The sequence below is a fragment of the Saprospiraceae bacterium genome (assembly GCA_016709995.1).
GTDB lineage: Bacteria > Bacteroidota > Bacteroidia > Chitinophagales > Saprospiraceae > JADJLQ01.
Map to the genome: position 1 here is coordinate 2,444,861 of JADJLQ010000001.1, position 19,736 is coordinate 2,464,596.

The following is a 19,736-nucleotide window of genomic DNA, read 5'->3' on the forward strand; positions in this document are numbered from 1 at the left end:
TTTTTTCTCCTAGGTCTCATGACAATTAATTAGTCTGCGTCTTCTTTTAATCGACAGTTAGACTAGAGGTTTTGAGAAAAATAAATTTAAAAAGTCTCTGGATTAAAATTCACTACATTTGGCCGCTTTTTAAAATTAATTCATATGTTTCCTATTAAAAAAACCGCTCTCCGATCATCGGTACCGCTGATGATCTTCTTATTCCTTACCTGTACTTTGTCTAGCCAACAAATCATTAAAGGCACTATTACCGATCAATCAGGCCTGGCTGCTGTTGGAGTAACTGTACAGATAAAAAACCACAACCTTGGTATTGCCACGGATGTGGACGGAAATTTTCAATTTAACTCCAACCTTTCACCAGGTAATTATATATTGGCCATTTCCGGTATCGGATATAAAACGATTGACAAGGCTTTTATAGTTCAGAACAGTGCTGAGATCGTCGTCAACGCTGTACTGGAAGACGACATCACGGGGCTCGATGAAATCGTTGTCACCGGAACTACCGCCGGGACGACCCGCAAACAATTGGGAAGTTTTGTCAGTACTATTAAAGCAGATCAGCTGACCAAAGGTGCCACCAGCAATGTGCTTGGCTCCTTGCAGGGTAAGACCCCGGGGGCACAGATCATTCAGAATAGCGGCGACCCCGCTGGAGGATTTTCTGTCAGGCTCCGGGGCATTAGCTCTATATCCAGCAGCAGCGAACCATTATACATTGTTGATGGGGTCATTGTCAATAATGCTACCAATCGGGTCACAAATACCAGTTCCAATTATGATGGCGGCAATTTTGTAGGTACCATCGGCCAAAACAGATTAGCCGATATTAACCCAAATGACATTGAACGGATCGAGGTGCTCAATGGAGCAGCGGCTGCCGCCATATATGGTAGTAGGGCAAATGCCGGAGTAGTACAAATATTTACTAAACGAGGCAGCGTAGGTGCCCCTGTTATTAGTTTCAGCACTACAGCTATTTTTAGTTCTCTACGTAAAGCGGTTCCGGTCAATCAATCTCCTACTAAATTTGGAGGACCGGCAGATGGGCCAGGCGCTGTCACCCAGGATATCCTCTTGCCGGCTTTGACCACCACCACTCCGGTGACAAGGTATGATTACAATGATTATATCTTTCGACACGCGATGGGAACCGACAATAATATATCCGTGTCGGGTGGTAAGGATAAAACCAAATACTTTGCTTCAGCCTCCTATCTGAAAAACGAAGGTATCATCAAGAACACGGATCACCAGCGCTACGGTTTCCGAATCAACCTGGACCAGGTCTTAACCGACAAACTGAATTTTAACATTGGATTAAATTATGTCAACAGCCTTTCCAATGAAAAACCGGATGGAAATTCATTTTTCTCACCAATGAATTCTATTAATATTATTGGCAACATACACGATATACAGACAAGAGATGCATTGGGCAATATTAAAGCAATCGGCGAGCGTGGACGCGTAAACCCGGTTTCCATTATCGAAGACATCAAACAAAACCAACAAACTAATCGCATCATCACCGGTGGAGGATTAAAATATCGGCCTCTCGAAGGACTGCTCATCGATTATTCTTTCGGTATTGATCAATATGGACAGTTAGGACAGACTTATATTCCCCCATTTGCCTATAATGTAAGTGATGGATTTTTTGGAGGTGGCGCAGCACTCGACCCTACCCGAAATGGTTATGCCAGTACTGCCACCAATAATTTTTTCCAGATCAATAATGATGTATCTGCAACCTATCAATTTAATATAAATCGTGATCTTTTTTCCACTTCACAAGTAGGTTATAGTAGTCAATATGAGAAAAATAATTACAGCTTATTACAAGGACGCGGTCTTGCTCCCTTTGTTCAAACTGTTAACGGTGCCAGCACTTTATTACAAGGTGTAGACGATCGAAGTGAGCTTTCCGTTTCCGGATTTTTTGCCCAACAAACTTTAAGGTATAAAACACTCATCAATCTGGCAGGTGCTATCAGGGTGGACGGATCTTCTGTATTTGGGCCGGATCAAAGAAATCAAAAATATTTTAAAGCCAATGCCAGCTATGTCATCAGTGAGCATGAGTTCTGGAAAGACCTTTCCTTAAGTAAAATTCTGAATTTTGCCAAACTCAGGGTGGCCTACGGACAAAGCGGCAACCTAACTGGTATTGGAGCTTACTCACGATTTAACGCATACTCCAGCAATTCATTTCTCAGCCGCACAGCCCTGTTGAGCAGCGGTACACTTGCCAATACGAATGTAAGACCTGAACGCCAGGATGAGCTCGAATTTGGTATTGAACTCGGCTTCTTAAATAACCGTCTAAATTTAGTGACCAATATCTATTCTAAAAAAGTGGAAGATCTGTTGATCAATCGTTTCATAGCCCCTACTAATGGTTTCAGCAGCTTATTGGATAATTTTGGAAGCCTTGAGAATAAAGGTTACGAGTTGATGCTGACTGCTTTTCCTGTGAGTACTAAAGACTTAACCTGGTCTCTCACAGGTATTTATAATCACAATCGAAATAAAGCGGTTAAGATAGGACAAACGCTTACCCTCCTCAGTACCAACCAGGGTGCTCCGGTAGCCATCATCGAAGGCCAGCCGATAGGTGTATTCTATGGAGCATTCTTTGCTACAGATGACAAAGGAAATCTAATTAAAAATGCAAGTGGCTTTCCCCAGGGCGAGAGAGGGATTCAAACAAGTGCTCTTGGATATACTATTACACGTGATGGTAGTGGGGTGCCTGTTCAATCCAATCCTCTGATAAGAAAGATCATTGGTGATCCAAACCCTGATTATACAGCAAGTGTCGTAAGCGAAGTCAATTGGAAAAAATTAAATCTTAGAGTGCAACTTGATGCCGTCCAAGGGAGTAGATGTATTTAATGCAGATTGGCGCACAAGGCAGGGAGTTGGAAATGGGTTAGAAGCTCAAAAAGAACAAACAGGAGTATATCCCAGGGGTTATATCAATAGTTTCTATGGAAGTGTAGAACAATGGCGCATAGATGATGGTAGTTTTGTCAAACTTCGTGAAATTTCGCTCGGTTATAATTTCGGTAATTTAAAAAGTGTAAAAGACATCGCCTTGACTTTAAGTGGCAGAAACCTCATCAGCTGGGATAATTATAAAGGCTATGATCCGGAAGTAAATGCAGGTGGACAAAGCACCATTCTGAGAGGCATCGACTTTGGATCCGTCCCCATTCCAAAAACATTTAGTGTCGGATTATCTGCTAAGTTTTAATGATCAATTTAAATAGTTTAACATGAAAAATATTATCACCATAAATAAATCAATTTTTATAGTATTCTTCCTTTCTGCATTGGTACAAACCGGTTGTAAAAAAGATTTTATCGATCCCAACCGTGCCACCGAGGAGCAGGTACTATCCAGCAGTAAAGGTCTGACCGGCATAGCTGTTGGACTGCAACGGGTGTATACACTCGGAAGAGGAAGCAATCTGTATAACCTGGTTACGATCAACGGATTATTGACCAATGAATTATTTGTAGTCAATACCGGTAATACAGGCGAAGTACAATTACAAACCGGTGGCACAGCAGTAGACGGCAATCATACCATGCTTACCACATTTTGGACTAATAACAACAAAGTCATTTACGATGCCAATCTGGTGATAGAGAATGCAAAAGACCTGAGTGACAAGAGCTTTGCAAGTGGGTTGATCGCTTATGCTTCCATTTTTAAAGCACTCTCTATAGGCAATCTGTCCCAATTTTGGGAAAAAGTACCTGCAGGTATAGGATCCAACATCAGTTTTGTAGATCGTGCTGATGGATTCAAGCAAGCTATAGCAGTGCTGGATGAAGCCCAGGCAGCTATCAGTGCCAATCCGATCAGTGCAGCATTTACCAGTAGTGTACCGGCAGGCATCGATATACCAAATACCATCAATGCTTTAAAAGCCAGATTTTATTTGTATTCTAACCTGATGCCTCAAGCGCTGGCATCTGCCAATCTGGTAGATGTTACGAAAAAATCAACTTTCAATTTTGACGCCCTTTCATTGAATCCACTTTTTGAAGTAGCTACCAGTACAAACAATGTGGTCCAGCCCAAAGACAGTACACTGGGATTAGTGGCCAGTCTTGCGCCAGCCAGCAACGATGCTCGGGTATCTTTTTATACCAGCATCAATCCAACTATTTTACCCCGTTTTAGGATCAGTGGTTTTGGGAATGCTGCCGCTACTGCCTTCCCGATATATTTACCAGGTGAAATCAATTTAATCAAGGCGGAAGCGTACGCTCGTCAAAATGACACGATCAATGGCAAGCTTTGGCTCAATAATGTAATTACCAAATCATCTGACCCCTTTAATGTATTTGCCAATCAACCGGCGATTACTAACATAGGATCTCAGGCTAATTTGCTGGAACAAATCTATCGCCATCGCTGTATCGAATTATTTATGAGCGGTCAAAAGCTGGAAGACATGCGCCGATTTGGCCGGGCTACCAGTGAGCGTAAAAGAAATCTGATGCCTTATCCATTGAGAGAAAGGGATAATAATCCAAATACGCCTGCGGATCCTGCATTTTAGAAATTTACTGGGTACCGCTAAGTGGATAGGCTATAAAGATCGGCGGTACAAAGCAATCAAAAACGCTTTCAGAAATGACTTGGTGTGTAGGCATGTATATTTATTTTACCTTCCCTGGCAGCCAGGGCATTATTACTACCCAGTGCAAAAATTAAGTAACCATGATTCGACGAATTTAAGTTGTACCAAACCAATAAAATTATTTCTCAAGGCAATGAATAATAAAAGTGCGAAGCCTACCTCCCTTTTCAATTTGGCGCACAGCAAATGGGTACCCCCTGAACTCCAGGCAAATTAATAGTCCCCTTTCTCCATCAGCCCAGACCCACCACAATCTTCTCCGTGTTTTCCATAGCAATAAAAAGTAGGCGAGGCAACCTTCCCTTATTAAATTCGCCCAACCACTACCAACATCCTCATTTTAAAATTCACCAGCCTTCCATCAAAGCTTAATCAATTTAAATACCTCCTGCCCATATTGTGTCTTTAAACTCAAAAAATATGTACCCGGGGTAAGTTGTTGTACACTGACGGCATCCTTGACTTCACCTAGAGCCAATATACCTTTTAAGCTTTGTTGTCCCAAACTGTTTGAGATGCTCCACTGAATTGGACGATTAGTCTTTGGCATTTCTATCCGGATAAGATCCTGCATCAAAGTGGGATAGACCTCGATCTGATCAACCGTCACATAAGCGGATTTAATGCCAAAGGAGGTCATAGTTCCATCATAATCGACCTGCTTCAACCTATAATAGTTCGTGCCTTTATATGGAGTCACATCAGTATAAGCATATTCGTTTTTGGCATCGGTGGTGCCTTTTCCCTGAATAGTATTGATTTTTATAAAATCCTCACCCTCGCGGCTGCGCTCAAGGATAAAATGACTGTTGTCGGATTCTGAAAGGGTAGCCCAGGTGATGATTGGGTTTTGGTCCTGAATTACATTAAAATTTATAAGCTGAATAGGCAAGGCCACTGAGCCGTTAAATGTAAAGTCATTGATTGCGAAATTTCCGCCACCGCCACTCCAGCCATATATTCTAAATGTAATAGGTGTGGTTATATGTGTAAAGTCTGGACCTCCCAGCGTGATATTACCCCCGGTAGCTGAAGGCGAACCTAAATTGCTTGTAAATCCATCTAAACTACTTCTGACAGCAAAATTATTGGGCCCACCGCTGCTCTGCGAGGTATACACAAAAGAGGATAAATTGATCCAATAATTTGAGCTCGGGGTGAGGGTGAAATAAAAATAATCATTTGCTCCTAAGGATCCTGATTCCGGCCAGCCATCAGCTGCATATTGGTTAGCAGCATCTACTTTCCCAATACCGCTGCCTCTGCCGATGCCGCTTACAGTTAGATTTCCATTGACAGTTTGCCCGGTGGTATATGGATTATTTGCACCTGGATTGCTACCAGTGATAGGATTAGTGCACACTATCTGACCAAAGACGGCTGAAGCTATAGTAAGGAATAATACAATTATAATCAATGGTTTCATAAACAATATCCTTTTTAGAATTATACAATAATAATGATCATGACACTTTAAGTTTGATAATTTTCATTTACAGTGTAACCATTCATTAAATAGTTACTAAATTAAAATATTAAAAGCATTTTCGTAAACCGACCCTGCAAAATGGGTGCCTTCAATCAAAACTTAATCAATTTAAATACCTCCTGCCCATATTGTGTCTGCAAACTCAAAAAATACGTACCCGGAGCAAGTTGTTGCACATTCACAGCATCGTTTTCTATACCTGGAGCCAATATACCTTTTAAGCTTCGTTGACCCAAACTGTTTGAGATGCTCCACTGCATTGGCCGATCAGTCTTGGGCATTTCTATCCGAATAAGATCCTGCATCATGGTGGGATAGACCTCGATCTGATCAACCGTCACATAAGCGGATTTAATGCCAAAGGAGGTCATAGTTCCATTGTAATCGACCTGCTTCAACCTATAATAATTCGTTCCTTTAAGTGGTGTCAAATCAGTATAAGCATATTCGTTTTTGGCATCGGTGGTACCTTTGCCCTGAATAGTATTGATTTGTATAAAATCCTCACCATTACGGCTGCGCTCAAGGATGAAATGACTGTTGTCGGATTCTGCGAGAGTGGTCCAGGTGATGATTGGGGTTTTTGAAGAGGTGATTTCAAAGGAGGAGATTTGGATGGGGAGAAAACTATTCACTATTACCACAACCTGACCAGATGACCCAGCTTTAGAAGTGCCTGCATCAGATCCTGCCGCCACCGCCGCCTCCTGGTGAATTCCAGGTTGGGCATAGGCTCTACCGTTTGTCACCGCCTGTCCCTCGCACCTAACTCCCCCCACCGCCATTTCCACCAGTTGCACTTGACCAGCTCCTCCTCACTGGTTGTAGCTGAAGTAGCTGGCCACCTCCACCACCTCCCTGCATTGGTGACCTCCTAATGCCTCCATTTCCTCCCTTTTAGGCAGATCCCCAAACCGGACGCGTCCCCTGCACCAGCGCCACCTGCAGATCCACCACCAGTTCCTCCGATGGCAACGGTAGAGGTAATACTGGCACCAGAAAATGAAGAGGCTCCCCCATTTCCGCCAGCCGTATTCGTAGAGCCACCATCTCCACCAGTTCCTACAAGTATAGTATAAGTTCCAGCTCCCAAATTTGAGTAAGTTGTGGAAGCATAAGCACCACCACCACCACCACCGGCGGCACTACCAGATGTAGTATTTCCTCCTCCTCCTCCACCTCCGCCCCAAATTTCAACAGTAACATTAGCATGATAACCTGATCCTGAATTTATGGTCCAAGTACCATCTGAGTTGAAGGTTTGGGAAGTTGGAGGTTGTGAAAAAGCAATACCAACTGGTATGAAGAAATAGCTAATAAATAATAAGTAAAATATTTTTGATCTCATAAATGTGTAATTTAAAAAATGAAGGTTAAGGTTCTCCCAATAAAGGTAACACCTTACCCAACCCCAACCTAACCTTTTACATTATATTAATATTATCCCTACCCCATATACACCATCCATTATATTTTTTTATATTTGTTTCTCTAAGAATCTAAAGGCAACACCATCAAACAGACATTCAGGGGCAACGGAAAACTACTGCTCACAGCGGAATACACTGTGCTGGACGGAGCTTTGGCCCTCGCTGTACCCACCAAAGCCGGTCAGTCCATGAATGTACGGGATGGTAGAGGAGCAGAAATCAATTGGAAAAGTTATGATGCTACGGGCAAGATCTGGTTTGAGGCTCACTTCTCCTTATATGATTTTAGCGCTATCAAGACCAATGACGAAGAAAAAGCCAAAAAAGTAAGCAAACTGCTAAAGGAATGCACCCGTCAAAACTCTGAATTTTTATCTGCCTGGAAAGGTCAGACCGTAGAGACTTACCTGGATTTTCCACTGGATTGGGGGCTTGGATCGAGCTCTACCCTCATTTATTGTCTGTCACAGTGGGCTGATGCCAATCCTTATTATTTACTTTTCAATACAACCGGAGGATCCGGATATGATATAGCTTGTGCTTATGCCGAAGGGCCGGTACTCTATCAACTCGGTGACGAAAGCATCCGCATAGACGAAGTATACTTTAATCCGCCTTTTAAGGATAATCTGTATTTCCTCCACCTGGGCAAAAAACAAGACAGCAGCCTCGCCGTAGCAGAATACAAAACAAAATCCAAAGCCCAGCCCTCCTTATTGGACCAGGTATCTAAAATCACAGAAGCCATGGTATCATGCAAAAAAGCCAGTGAATTTCAACTTCTAATCGAAGCTCACGAAGACCTTATTGGTAAACATATAGACCGGGCGCCTATCAAGCATTCATTATTTCCTGATTTCAAGGGTTCTATAAAGTCGCTGGGTGCCTGGGGTGGTGATTTTGCACTCGTGTGCAGTGAAGCCCCTGCAACACAAGTCAAATCTTATTTTGCTGAAAAAGGTTACTCCACGCTTCTGCCTTATACCGAGCTGGTGCTCAATAATTAATCTCCAGGTATGCCTCCTGCTCATTGGTACACAGGTCTGGTAGTCGGCATCAAGGAGCTGGCGCCAAAAGTCAAATCTTTTGAGCTGGAAATTCCAGAGGTAGTCAGTTTTGATTTTATAGCCGGCCAGTTTATCACCCTTGATCTGCCTGTAGGAGACAAAAGACTCCAGCGTTGGAGGAGTTATTCAATCTCTTCTGCCCCTGCCGGGACTAATAAAATCGAGCTCTGCATCGTGCATTTTGATGGTGGCCTTGGCAGTACTTATTTTTTCGACCAGGTCGTCGTCGGCACCGAACTAAAATTTAAAGGACCCGAAGGGGGATTTGTACTTCCGGAGGTTATAGACCAGGATGTGGTCATGATCTGCACCGGCACCGGTATAGCTCCTTTCCGAAGTATGATTTGGGATATCTATCACACAGGCAAAACCCATCGAGACATCCATTTAATTTTTGGCACCCGACGCAAAGAAGACATCCTCTATGCACTGGAATGGGAGCAGCTGATGAATAATATACCGGGATTTAAATTTGAGGTAGCTCTCTCCCGCGAATCAGTTAGTTCAGGACCGGAAGCCGGGCTCCTCACAAAGTTGCATGCAGGCCATGTACATCCCATCTATCAGGCAGCCTATGATACCCCTCGACCCGACATCCACTTTTATCTCTGTGGTTGGTCAAAAATGATTGATGAAGCGGTTGAAAATTTGTTTGGAGAGATTGGTTTTGGAAGGGAGCAGATTCATTTTGAGCTGTACGGATGACTTCGACAGGCTCAGTCACCGACAGCTCTATCGGTGGTTGAGTCTTTTCTTTCGGTGGTTGAATCCGTCGAAACCACCGGATGCCGGGCATTATTTTTCGATAATAAGGGAAGAGAATCAAATTTACCAGATATCAAAGCTTCCTTCTTTTTCCTACTCCAACCTTGAACCTGCTTTTCCCTATAAAATGCATGATCGATTCTGTTGAATTCTTCAAAATACAAGAGCTTTACTGGCAATCTCAACTTAGTATGTTTGGCACCCTCACCATTTTGATGCTGTTGAATTCTCAACATTAAATTATTGGTACTTCCTGTATAGTAGCTTCCATCTGAACATTCCAATATATACATCCAACCTTTCATTATAAAAACAACTTACTATAAAATTAAGAATTGTTGTCATCTCGGAAATATAGGTTTTATTTTTTTGGATAGTTAGACCGTGGTGCCTATTCTAACTCTAGCTCGGAAGTTGAGCCTGTTCTAACTCTAGCTCGGAAGTTGAGCCTGTTCTAACTCTAGCTCGGAAGTTGAGCCTGTTCTAACTCTAGCTCGGAAGTTGAGCCTGTTCTAACTCTAGCTCGGAAGTTGAGCCTGTCGAAACTTCCTCTGGCCTCAAATTATCCAGCCCAATCCTTAGATTCTCAATAATAAACTCTTGCCGTTCGGGCGTATTTTTCCCCATGTAATAAGCAAGAATATCTTCAATCGTGGTGCCTTCGGTCAGTATCACCGGCTCTAGCCGCATTTCAGCACCAATAAATTGTCCAAATTCGTTAGGCGAAATCTCGCCCAAGCCTTTGAACCTGGTGATCTCCGGCTTGCCTCTTAAAGCAGCTATAGCCTCTTGCTTTTCTTTGTCACTATAACAATAAAAGGTCTGTTGTTTGTCTCTCACGCGAAACAGTGGAGTCTCCAGGATAAAAAGATGGCCATTGCGCACTAAATCAGGGAAAAACTGTAAGAAAAATGTGAGGAGCAATAAGCGGATATGCATACCGTCTACATCTGCGTCGGTACTGATTACGACCTGGTTAAAATTCAGATTTTCTATTCCATCTTCTATGTCGAGCGCATGTTGGAGCAAGTTGAGTTCTTCGTTTTCGTAGACTATTTTTTTGGACATGCCATAGCAATTGAGCGGCTTACCCCGCAAACTGAATACTGCCTGTGTCTGGACATCACGGGCTTTGGTCAGCGAACCGGAAGCACTATCTCCTTCTGTGATAAACAAGGTAGTCGCCAGCCTGGTTTCTTCATCTGCTTTGTCTCCTAAGTGTACTCTGCAATCGTGCAGTTTTTTATTGTAGATATTGGCTTTTTTGGCACGTTCGTTGGCCAGTTTTCTCACCCCGGCGATCTCTTTGCGTTCGCGTTCAGATTGCTGGATGCGAGCGAGCAAGGCATTGGCGACCTCTGTGTTTTTATGAAGATAATTGTCCAACTGTCTGGACACAAAATCCAGCATAAAAGACTTGAGGCTTTGACCTTCCGGAGCAATGGTTTGTGATCCCAGTTTAGTTTTAGTTTGTGATTCGAAGACAGGCTCTTCTATGCGTACACTGATGGCTCCGATGATAGAAGCACGGATATCTTTAGCATCAAAATCTTTTTTATAGAAATTGCGAATGGTCTCTACGAGGGATTCTCTGAAAGCGGCCAGGTGGGTTCCTCCCTGGGTAGTATTTTGCCCGTTGACGAAAGAATAATACTGCTCTCCGTATTCATTGCCATGGCTGAGTGCCAGCTCGATATCATCGCCTTTGAGATGAATGATCGGGTACCTGAGTTCATCGGCTTCGGTCTTTCTGGACAACAAATCCAACAACCCGTTTTTGGAAACAAATATTTTATTGTTAAATTTTATTTTGAGTCCCGCATTGAGATAAGCATAGTTCCACAGCTGATTTTCAATATGGGCTGGCAGAAACTCATAGTGCTTAAAGATGCTGCTGTCGGGAGTAAATTTTACATAAGTACCATTTTCTTCTTTTGAATTGGATATGGCAGGGTCTTTGACCAGGACCCCTCTTTTAAATTCTGCCAGTTTCATTTTGCCCTCACGATAAGCTTCTACACAAAAATAATCTGACAAAGCATTCACCGCTTTAGTACCTACCCCATTGAGGCCCACGGTCTTTTTGAACGCTTTTGAGTCATATTTGGCTCCTGTATTGATCCTGGAAACTGCATCTACAACTTTCCCCAGTGGAATGCCTCGTCCAAAATCTCTAACTTCTACAGTCCCATCCTGGCAGGTGATATCAATTTGTTTGCCATAGCCCATGGTATATTCATCGATACAGTTGTCGATAACTTCTTTGATCAGTACATAGATCCCGTCATCCGGTGAGGCACCATCCCCGAGCTTGCCAATATACATACCTGGTCTGAGTCGAATATGTTCTTTCCAATCGAGGGACCTGATGTCGTCTTCGTTATATTTTACTTCTGCCATGTAGTATCTTTTTTTGAAAAAGTAAAGATAGGAACATATTATAAAAAAGAATAATAGAAGTCGGTTTAGCCTGGTACAGACAGGTTTAAATAAAAATCAACTATCATTCTGACTATCATTCTTGAAAAATTAAGATTAATATTCTATTTTAAGCACTCCAATTAAAGACAAAATCAAGACCTATGTCATTACAAATAAAAAGCCTGCAAGAATATAAGGATACCTATCACAAGTCTATCAGTGACCCTGATGCTTTTTGGGGAGAGGTAGCCAACCATTTTACCTGGAAGAAAAAATGGGATCGGGTATCTAATTGGTCCTTTAATCCATTGGATATCAAATGGTTTGAGGGAGGTCAACTGAATATTACTGAAAATTGTCTTGACCGGCATTTGGCTGAAAGCGGCGACAAAATAGCATTGTTGTGGGAGCCAAATGATCCCTCTCAACCGACAAGGTCTTATACATATAGACAACTGTACAGGGCTGTTTGCCAGACAGCTCATATGCTGAGCAGCCAGGGTGTGACCAAAGGAGACCGGGTCTGCCTCTATATGGGCATGATACCTGAATTGGCTATTGCTGTCCTTGCGTGCGCGCGCATTGGAGCTATCCATAGCGTGATCTTTGGAGGTTTTAGCGCACAAAGTATCGCTGACAGAGTGATCGATGCCGGAGCCACCTATATCATCACCGCCAATGGTGCTATGAGAGGCACTAAAGAGATTCCTCTCAAACCCGTTGTAGACGAAGCATTAAAAAAAACAGACATTGTCAAAAAAGTCTTTGTGTACCGTCATACTGACACTATTGTAGCTATGGCACCAGATAGGGACTTATGGTGGGAGGATGTTTTGGATTCCTCTGTCATGGACTACCCTGCTGCTATCATGGATAGTGAAGATGTACTATTTATACTGTATACCAGCGGCAGTACCGGCAAACCAAAAGGGGTCGTGCATACCTGCGCAGGATATATGATATATGCCACGTATAGCTTTTTGAACGTATTCCAATATCAGCCTGATGAAATCTTTTTCTGTACTGCAGATATCGGCTGGGTGACCGGTCACAGTTATATAGTCTATGGACCTTTATGCGCCGGGGCTACCAACCTTATGTTTGAAGGAGTGCCCACCTGGCCTGACGCTGGAAGATTTTGGGATATCGTGGACAAACATCAGGTCAATATATTGTATACCGCTCCTACAGCCATTCGCAGCTTGATGAGTTATGGGCTCGATCCGCTCCAAGGAAAAGATTTGAGCAGCTTACGGGTATTGGGCTCAGTCGGTGAGCCGATCAACGAGGAGGCATGGCACTGGTATGACGAACATATAGGTAAAAAAAGATGTCCGATCGTCGATACCTGGTGGCAGACAGAAACCGGAGGCATCCTGATCAGCAACCTCGCTGGGGTCACTCCATCCAAACCCTCCTTCGCGACACTTCCATTACCAGGTGTACTTCCCCTTCTGGTTGACGAACGGGGAGAAGAAGTAGAAGGCAATCCTGCCGCTGGCAATCTTTGTATTCAGTCAGCCTGGCCTAGCATCATACGCACTACTTATGGTGACCATGACCGATGTCTTAAAACATATTTCAGCACTTATCCTGGCATGTATTTTACCGGGGATGGTGCTTTAAGAGATGAAGCAGGTAATTACAGGATTACCGGCAGAGTCGATGATGTGCTCAATGTATCCGGACATAGGATCGGAACTGCTGAAGTAGAAAATGCCATCAACATGCATCCCGCGGTGATTGAAAGCGCAGTAGTAGGATTTCCACATGATATCAAAGGTCAAGGGCTTTATGCTTTCGTCATCTGTAGTGAAGGTCATGATGAAGATCAGCTCAAAAAGGAGATCAATGCCAAAGTCAATGAAGTCATAGGCCCGATCGCCAGGCCAGATAAAATTCAAATTGTTTTTGGCCTGCCTAAAACACGAAGTGGCAAGATCATGCGTCGGATCTTGCGCAAAATAGCTGAAGGAGAACTCAATCAGCTAGGTGATACAACCACCTTACTCGATCCCATGGTTGTAGAGGATATAAAGAAAGGCAGATTATAGGCCTTACCTTTATCACATGCAAGAATCCAGGAGTGCACTGCTCATCGTACTTGCCTCCATGATGATCAGCATTGGAGCCCACTGGACCATATTTAACACTGACCTGATCGGAGTTCATCTCTGGCGACAGTCACAAAATGAGTGGTATGTGAGAAACTTTATGCGTGAGGACAATAATATTCTCAATCCGCGGATTCCGGCACACAACCTTGGTTCCAAAGGCAATCTGCTCCGGTACGAATTTCCCCTCATGCAATGGTCGATAGCCCAGGTAAAACAATTCGTGGGTGATTCTATCTGGGTCACAAGATCGATGATGTTTTTAATAGGATTGTTTTGTATTTGGGGAATTTACCTACTCCTGGTGCAAATATGGTCTCAAAAAATAGTGGCTGCCCTCACAGCCTGGACCTTTTGTTATTCTCCGGTATTTTATTATTATATGATCAATCCAATGTCCGATATCTGGGCCTTGTGTGCCCAGATTTGGATGATGGTCTGGCTGGTAAAATTTATTCGAACACAAAAGTTTAGCCATTTCATTTGGTCTGCCGTCTTTTTGATGCTGGCTGGATTGTTTAAGCTGCCATTTTTTATGTTCGGAATAATGCTGCTAACAGAAAGCTTTTATGCTTATCTACGCATTAATCATTCCTCCAGCATATTACTTAAAAAATTATTCGTTTTATTCGCAATTACTATCCCTGTAGCTGCCTGGTATATTTTTGCCATCAAAGATTGGGGCTATATGGGTGTGCTGAAAGGCGTGACTGTGCAAGCCAATCTCAGTGACTTATTTGTATATTTTAAATTTGCCTTGTTCCATTGGCTACCACTACATTTAGTCAATGTCTTTGCTATGATATTTCTTCTGATAGGCACGTGGATTTTGATCAGACGCAAAGTCTTCACGCCTTCATTGAGTTGGATTTTTAGTGCAGGCCTGATCATTACGCTGCTCTATTATGTCTATGAAATCAATATGATTGCAAAAGTGCATGACTATTATATGTTGCCCTTTTTAGTATGGTTACACCTCGGTATTGCAGTGGGGATCAGATCGATCGATTGGGCAAAAAGTAGATTCTTATGGCAGATTCTTTTTATTGGTATGCCGGTTTACACTTATTTTAAAATCATGCCTTTCTGGAATATTAATCGCAATGGGTACAAAAAAGACTGGTTTAATTATAGCGCCGACCTGAAATCAGTGGTGCCACGGGATTCGTTGTGTATCATCCTCAATGACAATTCTGGTGTGGTGGTGCCTTACGTTATAGATCATCAGGGATACGTGTTTGACAAAGATGACTTACCTGCCATGTGGGTGGAGGATATGATATTGCATCGCAGAGCTACTTATATGTATAGCGACAGTAGGATCGTTGATACAAGCGCAGGTGTGGTGCCTTTTATTGATTCGCTTTTGTTGGAAAAAGGTGAAGTGAGGGTATTCAGGTTGGTCGATAAAATAAAAATTCAACGATAGGCAGGAGGCTGCTAGCGACTTTCCCCGAAAAGAATCAATAAATAAGAGTAGAAGGAATCATGGAATCTTATCATGAGTTGATCTTACGTATATAAAGGGCTTTGAACCAATTTAAGTCAAATCACCTGACTCAATTTAATTGATGTGCTCCCGAAGCTTCAGGATGGCACACTTATTCTGGGAACCAGGCAGAAGAATGGTCATCATTTCGATAGTATTCACTTAATTTTATTCAGCTTCCTTTCAGCCTGATTTATCTGGATTCTGTTTATCTTTGCAAACTTTTATAGCCCGGATGGTGAAATTGGTATACACGTATGCTTGAGGTGCATATGCCGCAAGGTGTGCAGGTTCGAGTCCTGTTTCGGGCACAAAAAAAAAGTCAGTTCCGAAAAAACTGACTTTTTTTATTTAGTTTATTAATTGGTGAAGCTTCTCCATCAAGCTAACTAAAAAATTGATCACCAATAACTTACGATCTTAGATATCTTTTCACCTTCAAATTCAAATAGAGACATACAGGAAGGCATCTCTACAGGTTCTGCGCCTTCGGAAGGTCTTTGAAGATAGGCCCTGTCCACTGCCAAACTATTGAGTCCGGGTAACATACCTTTTATTTTCAAATTGGCAACTGAGCTGTTAAATACCCCGTCTTTCTTATTGTCGAGATACTTTTGAAGATACTCCTGCTTTGTCATTTTGATATTTTCTTTTGGATGTTCAAACTCGAATCCTTCTGAAAACAACTCAAACAAAGCATTGATGTCTGTTTCCTCTGAATAACTTTGTAGTACTTTCAATTCTGCTGCATAATACTTTCTAATCACATTCTTGAGTGAATCTTTGTGCTCTGCACTGGCTTGGGTATGTCCAAATAGTGATACAAAGCATAAAAATACAGTGCCGATAAGAGCAATTTTGTTTTTAACCATTAGTAAAAAAATTTTGAGTTAATAAATTCTAATAATCGTGAAAATAAAAAAAATGGTGTTAAATGTGCCCTTTCTTTCAAAAAAAGTCACTCAATTCAATGGATTCTCCATCATTTCACACTTTTAATTCTTCTTCAAACCTTTGGCAGTACGATCATCAGGCTTCGGAGCCGGTGTCATTTTAAATGGTTTGGTCTGCACCAATTTCATCACTTCTTCGACTACCCTTTCGATTTGTGGATCTCTCCCCTTGACCAGTAAATTTGGATCATCTGTCACTTTTATATCAGGTGATACACCCTCACCTTCCCAAAACCAGTGACCAGCATTGTCATACAGTCTGGCGTCTGGCACAGTGATACTTCCGCCATCGATCAATCGATGACCGGTGGCAGGCCCCACTAAAATGCCAAGGGTTCTTTCTCCAACTATGGGCCCTGCTTTTAATACTTTGAAGGCCCAAGGCAATCCATCACCGCCTGATCCAGCCCAACCATTGATCAACATGCCTTTGGGGCCTGGATTGGTCTCCAATGGCTGCGTAAGATCCCTTCCATGCCGCCAATGCAGATTGTATACTACAGGTTTAGTCAATATTTCAAGAAAACGGTCAGCCAGCTGACCACCTCCATTAAATCGCTCATCAATGATAAATCCTTTTTTGTCCAGTTGACCATAATACATTTTAACCAATTCCATTTGTCCCTGGGCAGAAGTATTGGACATGTATACATAGCCTAATTGACCATTAGAGAGTTTATCAACCATTTTGCGATTTTGCTCTAGCCATTCTAAGTACCTAAGATTGGATTCCTCATTTTGGGCAAGACATTTGACCACCACTTGTTTAGCATCTTCTGATTTGCCGGTTCTGGATATCATCAATGAAACAGTTTGCCCGGACAGGCCTTCAAAAGCGGCATATGGATCCAACATCGGCTGAATGGTCTGACCATTAACTGATAGGATATAATCACCAGATTGAACATCTACTCCAGGGCGGTCAAATGGTGATCTGGCATCGGTATCCCAGGCTGCAGGATAAACGATACGTTTAATACGATACATATTATTGTTCAATTCCCAGTCGATACCCAAAAATCCGGTGACCCGGGGAGTTACATCCTCCAGATCTCCTCCACTGGAATAGGTATGCCCGGCACTCAGCTCTGAGACCAATTGCGATTGAATATTTAATACATCCCAACGGGTACGGGCATCATTGATCATGGGACCGTATCGTTTTTTCATTTCATTCCAATCTACTTGCTGCATAGCAGGATCATAGAAAAAATCTCTGTGCAAGCGCCAGGTATCATTAAAAATTTGCTTCCATTCTTCTTTGGCAATCCAATTCATCGACAACCCTTTAGTAGGTATTGGTTTCTCAATCTTTTGTGCCGGATCCGGTTTTATAATACCATAAGCCCCTTTACTATTGACTAATATCGCCTTGCGATCTGCCGTCAAACTTACCTGATTGATATCGGCCATCACCAGCTTGTCTTCTTTCTTAATTAAATCATATACATTCAGACTATTGGAGTTGTCTCCTGAACCAGAATTTGGTGTTCGAAAATAAACAAGTTTTCCCTCGAAGGCTGCCAAACCACCTATATTTCCCGCTATGATCGGCAAAATGGCGATCCGGGATTCGATGTGGTCAAAATCAATTTTTACTTCAAGTTTATTAGTATCCTTTGGGGGTTTCTTTTCATCAAAAAGGTCATTTTTGGGAGCCAATAAGGAGGGTACATCTTTCCTGAGTGAAAGCGCAGCCACCATAGTAGAATTAGGGTAGACCCAGGTACCATCATTCAAATCAGAATAAACTGCAGCCATCTCCCTATTGGTGGTATAAAACAAATATTTTCCGTCCACTGAAAATTCGGGTGTATCATCATTATAAAACCCACTCGTCACCTGGTGTTTGGTTTTAGTGTCTACTTCATAGGCCATGATGGCAAAATGATTGTTTTCCATTGCTTTGGTATAAGCCAGCCACTTACTATCCGGCGACCATGCCAGCGTGTAATTGAATTTAGCACTGTGTGGAATATTCAAAACTGTATGATCCACCAGGACGATAGTTCCGGCACTATCGACAATAGAAATATTGTTTTTTTCATCGATAAAAGCTATCCTTTTAGAGTCTGGAGACCAGTTAAGATTATAGCCAAATCCTATGTTGCGATTGGTCAGTTTTCTTAAAGGCCATGCTTTATCTGGTGACTGAAGATAAATCTCAAACTCTCCTGACTGATCAGACCAATAGGCTATTTGTTTTCCATTAGGTGACCAGGAAGGATTTCGATCAAAACTACCACTACTGGAGGTAAGGTTGAGGGTGTAGCCTTCTGTGACCGGCACATTAAACAATTCACCCCGCGCTTCAAATACAATGCGTTTGCCTTCTGGCGAAGCAGTCATATTGGTAATGGACCTGGATACATCTTTGGCCTGTGGCAATTCCAACGACAGGTCACTGACGATATTCACCGGCACCTCTTTATATTTTTGGGACTTTAGATCCAGGAGGTAGAGCGCTCCTCCTGCTTCGAACACCAGATCTTTGGACCCTGCAGACATGTACATAATATCAAAATCCTTAAATTTGGTGAGTTGCTCGGATTTTTTAGTTCTCGTATCATAGGACCAAACATTGAGGCGCATATTATCATCCCGATCTGATAGAAAATAAATACGCTCTCCTGACCAGGATGGTTTGCCATCTATCGCATCACTATTAGTTATATTTTCGGCGGTGTTCGTCTTTAGATTAAAAATAAAAATATCTGACGCCAAGCCTCCTCTATATCTTTTAAAAGGGTAGTTCTCTGAGATCTTGGTGATATAGGCTAAATTATTACCATCCGGAGAAAAACTGGCTAGTTCTCCATAAGGTATGGCAAGTTTAATAGGCAGTCCACCGGATTTCGATACCAAAAAAAACTGATTGGATGACCGCTGTCCGAGCTCTCTTCGCGAAGCAAATAAAATCTGTCTTCCATCGGGATGCCAGCACAACATACGGTCGGCATGAGATTGATAGGTCACGCGCGTCGGCACGCCGCCTGTGACGGGTACAGTATAAACATCTTGATTGCCATTATAGCTTGCAGAATAACCTATAGTCTTTCCATCCGGAGAAAATTTGGGCCAGGATTCTTCTCCGGGAGAATGGGTGATTTGAATCGCAGTACCTCCACTTTTGGCCATGACCCAGATATCTCCGCCATATACAAAAGTGATATGACTGTCAGAAACATCCAGGTATCGCATAAGCCGGGCACTGATCTGGCCGTAGCTTGGAGTACATATGATTGCTAAGGCCCAAATGAAGAATACTTTTTTTTTCATGCTAATAGTAATTTGAAGAATAAATATAAGAATGCTAGATTTGAAAAATAACAGAATTCATCAGT

Annotated in this window: 12 protein-coding genes, 1 tRNA gene and 1 pseudogene; 7 read left to right on the forward strand and 7 right to left on the reverse strand. The window is 42.5% G+C overall.

Translation table 11 applies throughout. From position 1 onward, the window contains the following. Window positions 1-144 precede the first annotated feature (144 nt). Window positions 145-3,262 (forward strand): annotated as a pseudogene (locus tag IPJ09_10345) (SusC/RagA family TonB-linked outer membrane protein). Window positions 3,263-3,284: 22 nt separating this feature from the next. Beyond that, window positions 3,285-4,583: a RagB/SusD family nutrient uptake outer membrane protein gene (locus tag IPJ09_10350; protein MBK7371821.1), complete on the forward strand. Its 1,299-nt coding sequence runs from the start codon at window positions 3,285-3,287 to the stop codon at window positions 4,581-4,583. Window positions 4,584-5,025: 442 nt separating this feature from the next. On the opposite strand, the gene IPJ09_10355 is transcribed toward IPJ09_10350, so the two are convergent. The 3 genes from IPJ09_10355 to IPJ09_10365 all read right to left on the reverse strand — a co-directional run bounded on the left by IPJ09_10355 (window position 5,026) and on the right by IPJ09_10365 (window position 7,501). Further along, window positions 5,026-6,090 carry a T9SS type A sorting domain-containing protein gene (locus IPJ09_10355; protein ID MBK7371822.1) on the reverse strand — a complete coding sequence of 355 codons (1,065 nt, stop codon included), beginning with the start codon at window positions 6,088-6,090 and terminating at the stop codon, window positions 5,026-5,028. 155 nt (window positions 6,091-6,245) lie between these two features. Next, window positions 6,246-6,902 carry a T9SS type A sorting domain-containing protein gene (locus tag IPJ09_10360; protein ID MBK7371823.1) on the reverse strand — a complete coding sequence of 219 codons (657 nt, stop codon included), beginning with the start codon at window positions 6,900-6,902 and terminating at the stop codon, window positions 6,246-6,248. Window positions 6,903-7,027: 125 nt separating this feature from the next. Continuing rightward, window positions 7,028-7,501, reverse strand: a complete 474-nt coding sequence (locus tag IPJ09_10365; GenBank protein ID MBK7371824.1) for a hypothetical protein — start codon at window positions 7,499-7,501, stop codon at window positions 7,028-7,030. A 219-nt stretch (window positions 7,502-7,720) separates the two neighbouring features. Here IPJ09_10365 and IPJ09_10370 point away from each other — a divergent pair, with 219 nt between their 5' ends. Together IPJ09_10370 and IPJ09_10375 are read left to right on the forward strand one after the other, a co-directional pair. Beyond that, window positions 7,721-8,590 carry a GHMP kinase gene (locus tag IPJ09_10370; GenBank protein MBK7371825.1) on the forward strand — a complete coding sequence of 290 codons (870 nt, stop codon included), beginning with the start codon at window positions 7,721-7,723 and terminating at the stop codon, window positions 8,588-8,590. Between the two features lie 9 nt (window positions 8,591-8,599). Further along, the gene (locus IPJ09_10375; protein ID MBK7371826.1) at window positions 8,600-9,355 is read left to right on the forward strand and encodes an oxidoreductase; all 756 of its coding nucleotides are present in this window, start codon (window positions 8,600-8,602) and stop codon (window positions 9,353-9,355) included. 11 nt (window positions 9,356-9,366) lie between these two features. Here IPJ09_10375 and IPJ09_10380 read toward each other — a convergent pair whose 3' ends face one another. Together IPJ09_10380 and IPJ09_10385 are read right to left on the reverse strand one after the other, a co-directional pair. Further along, on the reverse strand, window positions 9,367-9,720 hold the full coding sequence (locus tag IPJ09_10380) for a GIY-YIG nuclease family protein (protein MBK7371827.1): 354 nt from the start codon (window positions 9,718-9,720) through the stop codon (window positions 9,367-9,369). 184 nt (window positions 9,721-9,904) lie between these two features. Continuing rightward, window positions 9,905-11,815, reverse strand: a complete 1,911-nt coding sequence (locus IPJ09_10385) for a type IIA DNA topoisomerase subunit B (protein ID MBK7371828.1) — start codon at window positions 11,813-11,815, stop codon at window positions 9,905-9,907. Window positions 11,816-11,997: 182 nt separating this feature from the next. Between IPJ09_10385 and acs the strand changes: the two genes are divergently transcribed. From acs to IPJ09_10400, 3 genes are all read left to right on the forward strand, one after another. Next, the gene (gene acs, locus IPJ09_10390) at window positions 11,998-13,890 is read left to right on the forward strand and encodes an acetate--CoA ligase (GenBank protein MBK7371829.1); all 1,893 of its coding nucleotides are present in this window, start codon (window positions 11,998-12,000) and stop codon (window positions 13,888-13,890) included. A gap of 16 nt (window positions 13,891-13,906) precedes the next feature. Further along, window positions 13,907-15,379: a glycosyltransferase family 39 protein gene (locus IPJ09_10395; GenBank protein MBK7371830.1), complete on the forward strand. Its 1,473-nt coding sequence runs from the start codon at window positions 13,907-13,909 to the stop codon at window positions 15,377-15,379. 289 nt (window positions 15,380-15,668) lie between these two features. Continuing rightward, a tRNA-Leu gene (locus tag IPJ09_10400) sits at window positions 15,669-15,750 on the forward strand. A 90-nt stretch (window positions 15,751-15,840) separates the two neighbouring features. Here the strand turns inward: IPJ09_10400 and IPJ09_10405 are convergent. Both IPJ09_10405 and IPJ09_10410 read right to left on the reverse strand, forming a co-directional pair. After that, window positions 15,841-16,311, reverse strand: coding sequence for a hypothetical protein (locus IPJ09_10405; protein ID MBK7371831.1), 471 nt, complete (start codon window positions 16,309-16,311; stop codon window positions 15,841-15,843). Between the two features lie 123 nt (window positions 16,312-16,434). Further along, a complete protein-coding gene (locus IPJ09_10410) occupies window positions 16,435-19,671 on the reverse strand; it encodes a PD40 domain-containing protein (protein MBK7371832.1) in 3,237 nt (1,078 codons plus the stop codon). Window positions 19,672-19,736: the final 65 nt, after the last annotated feature.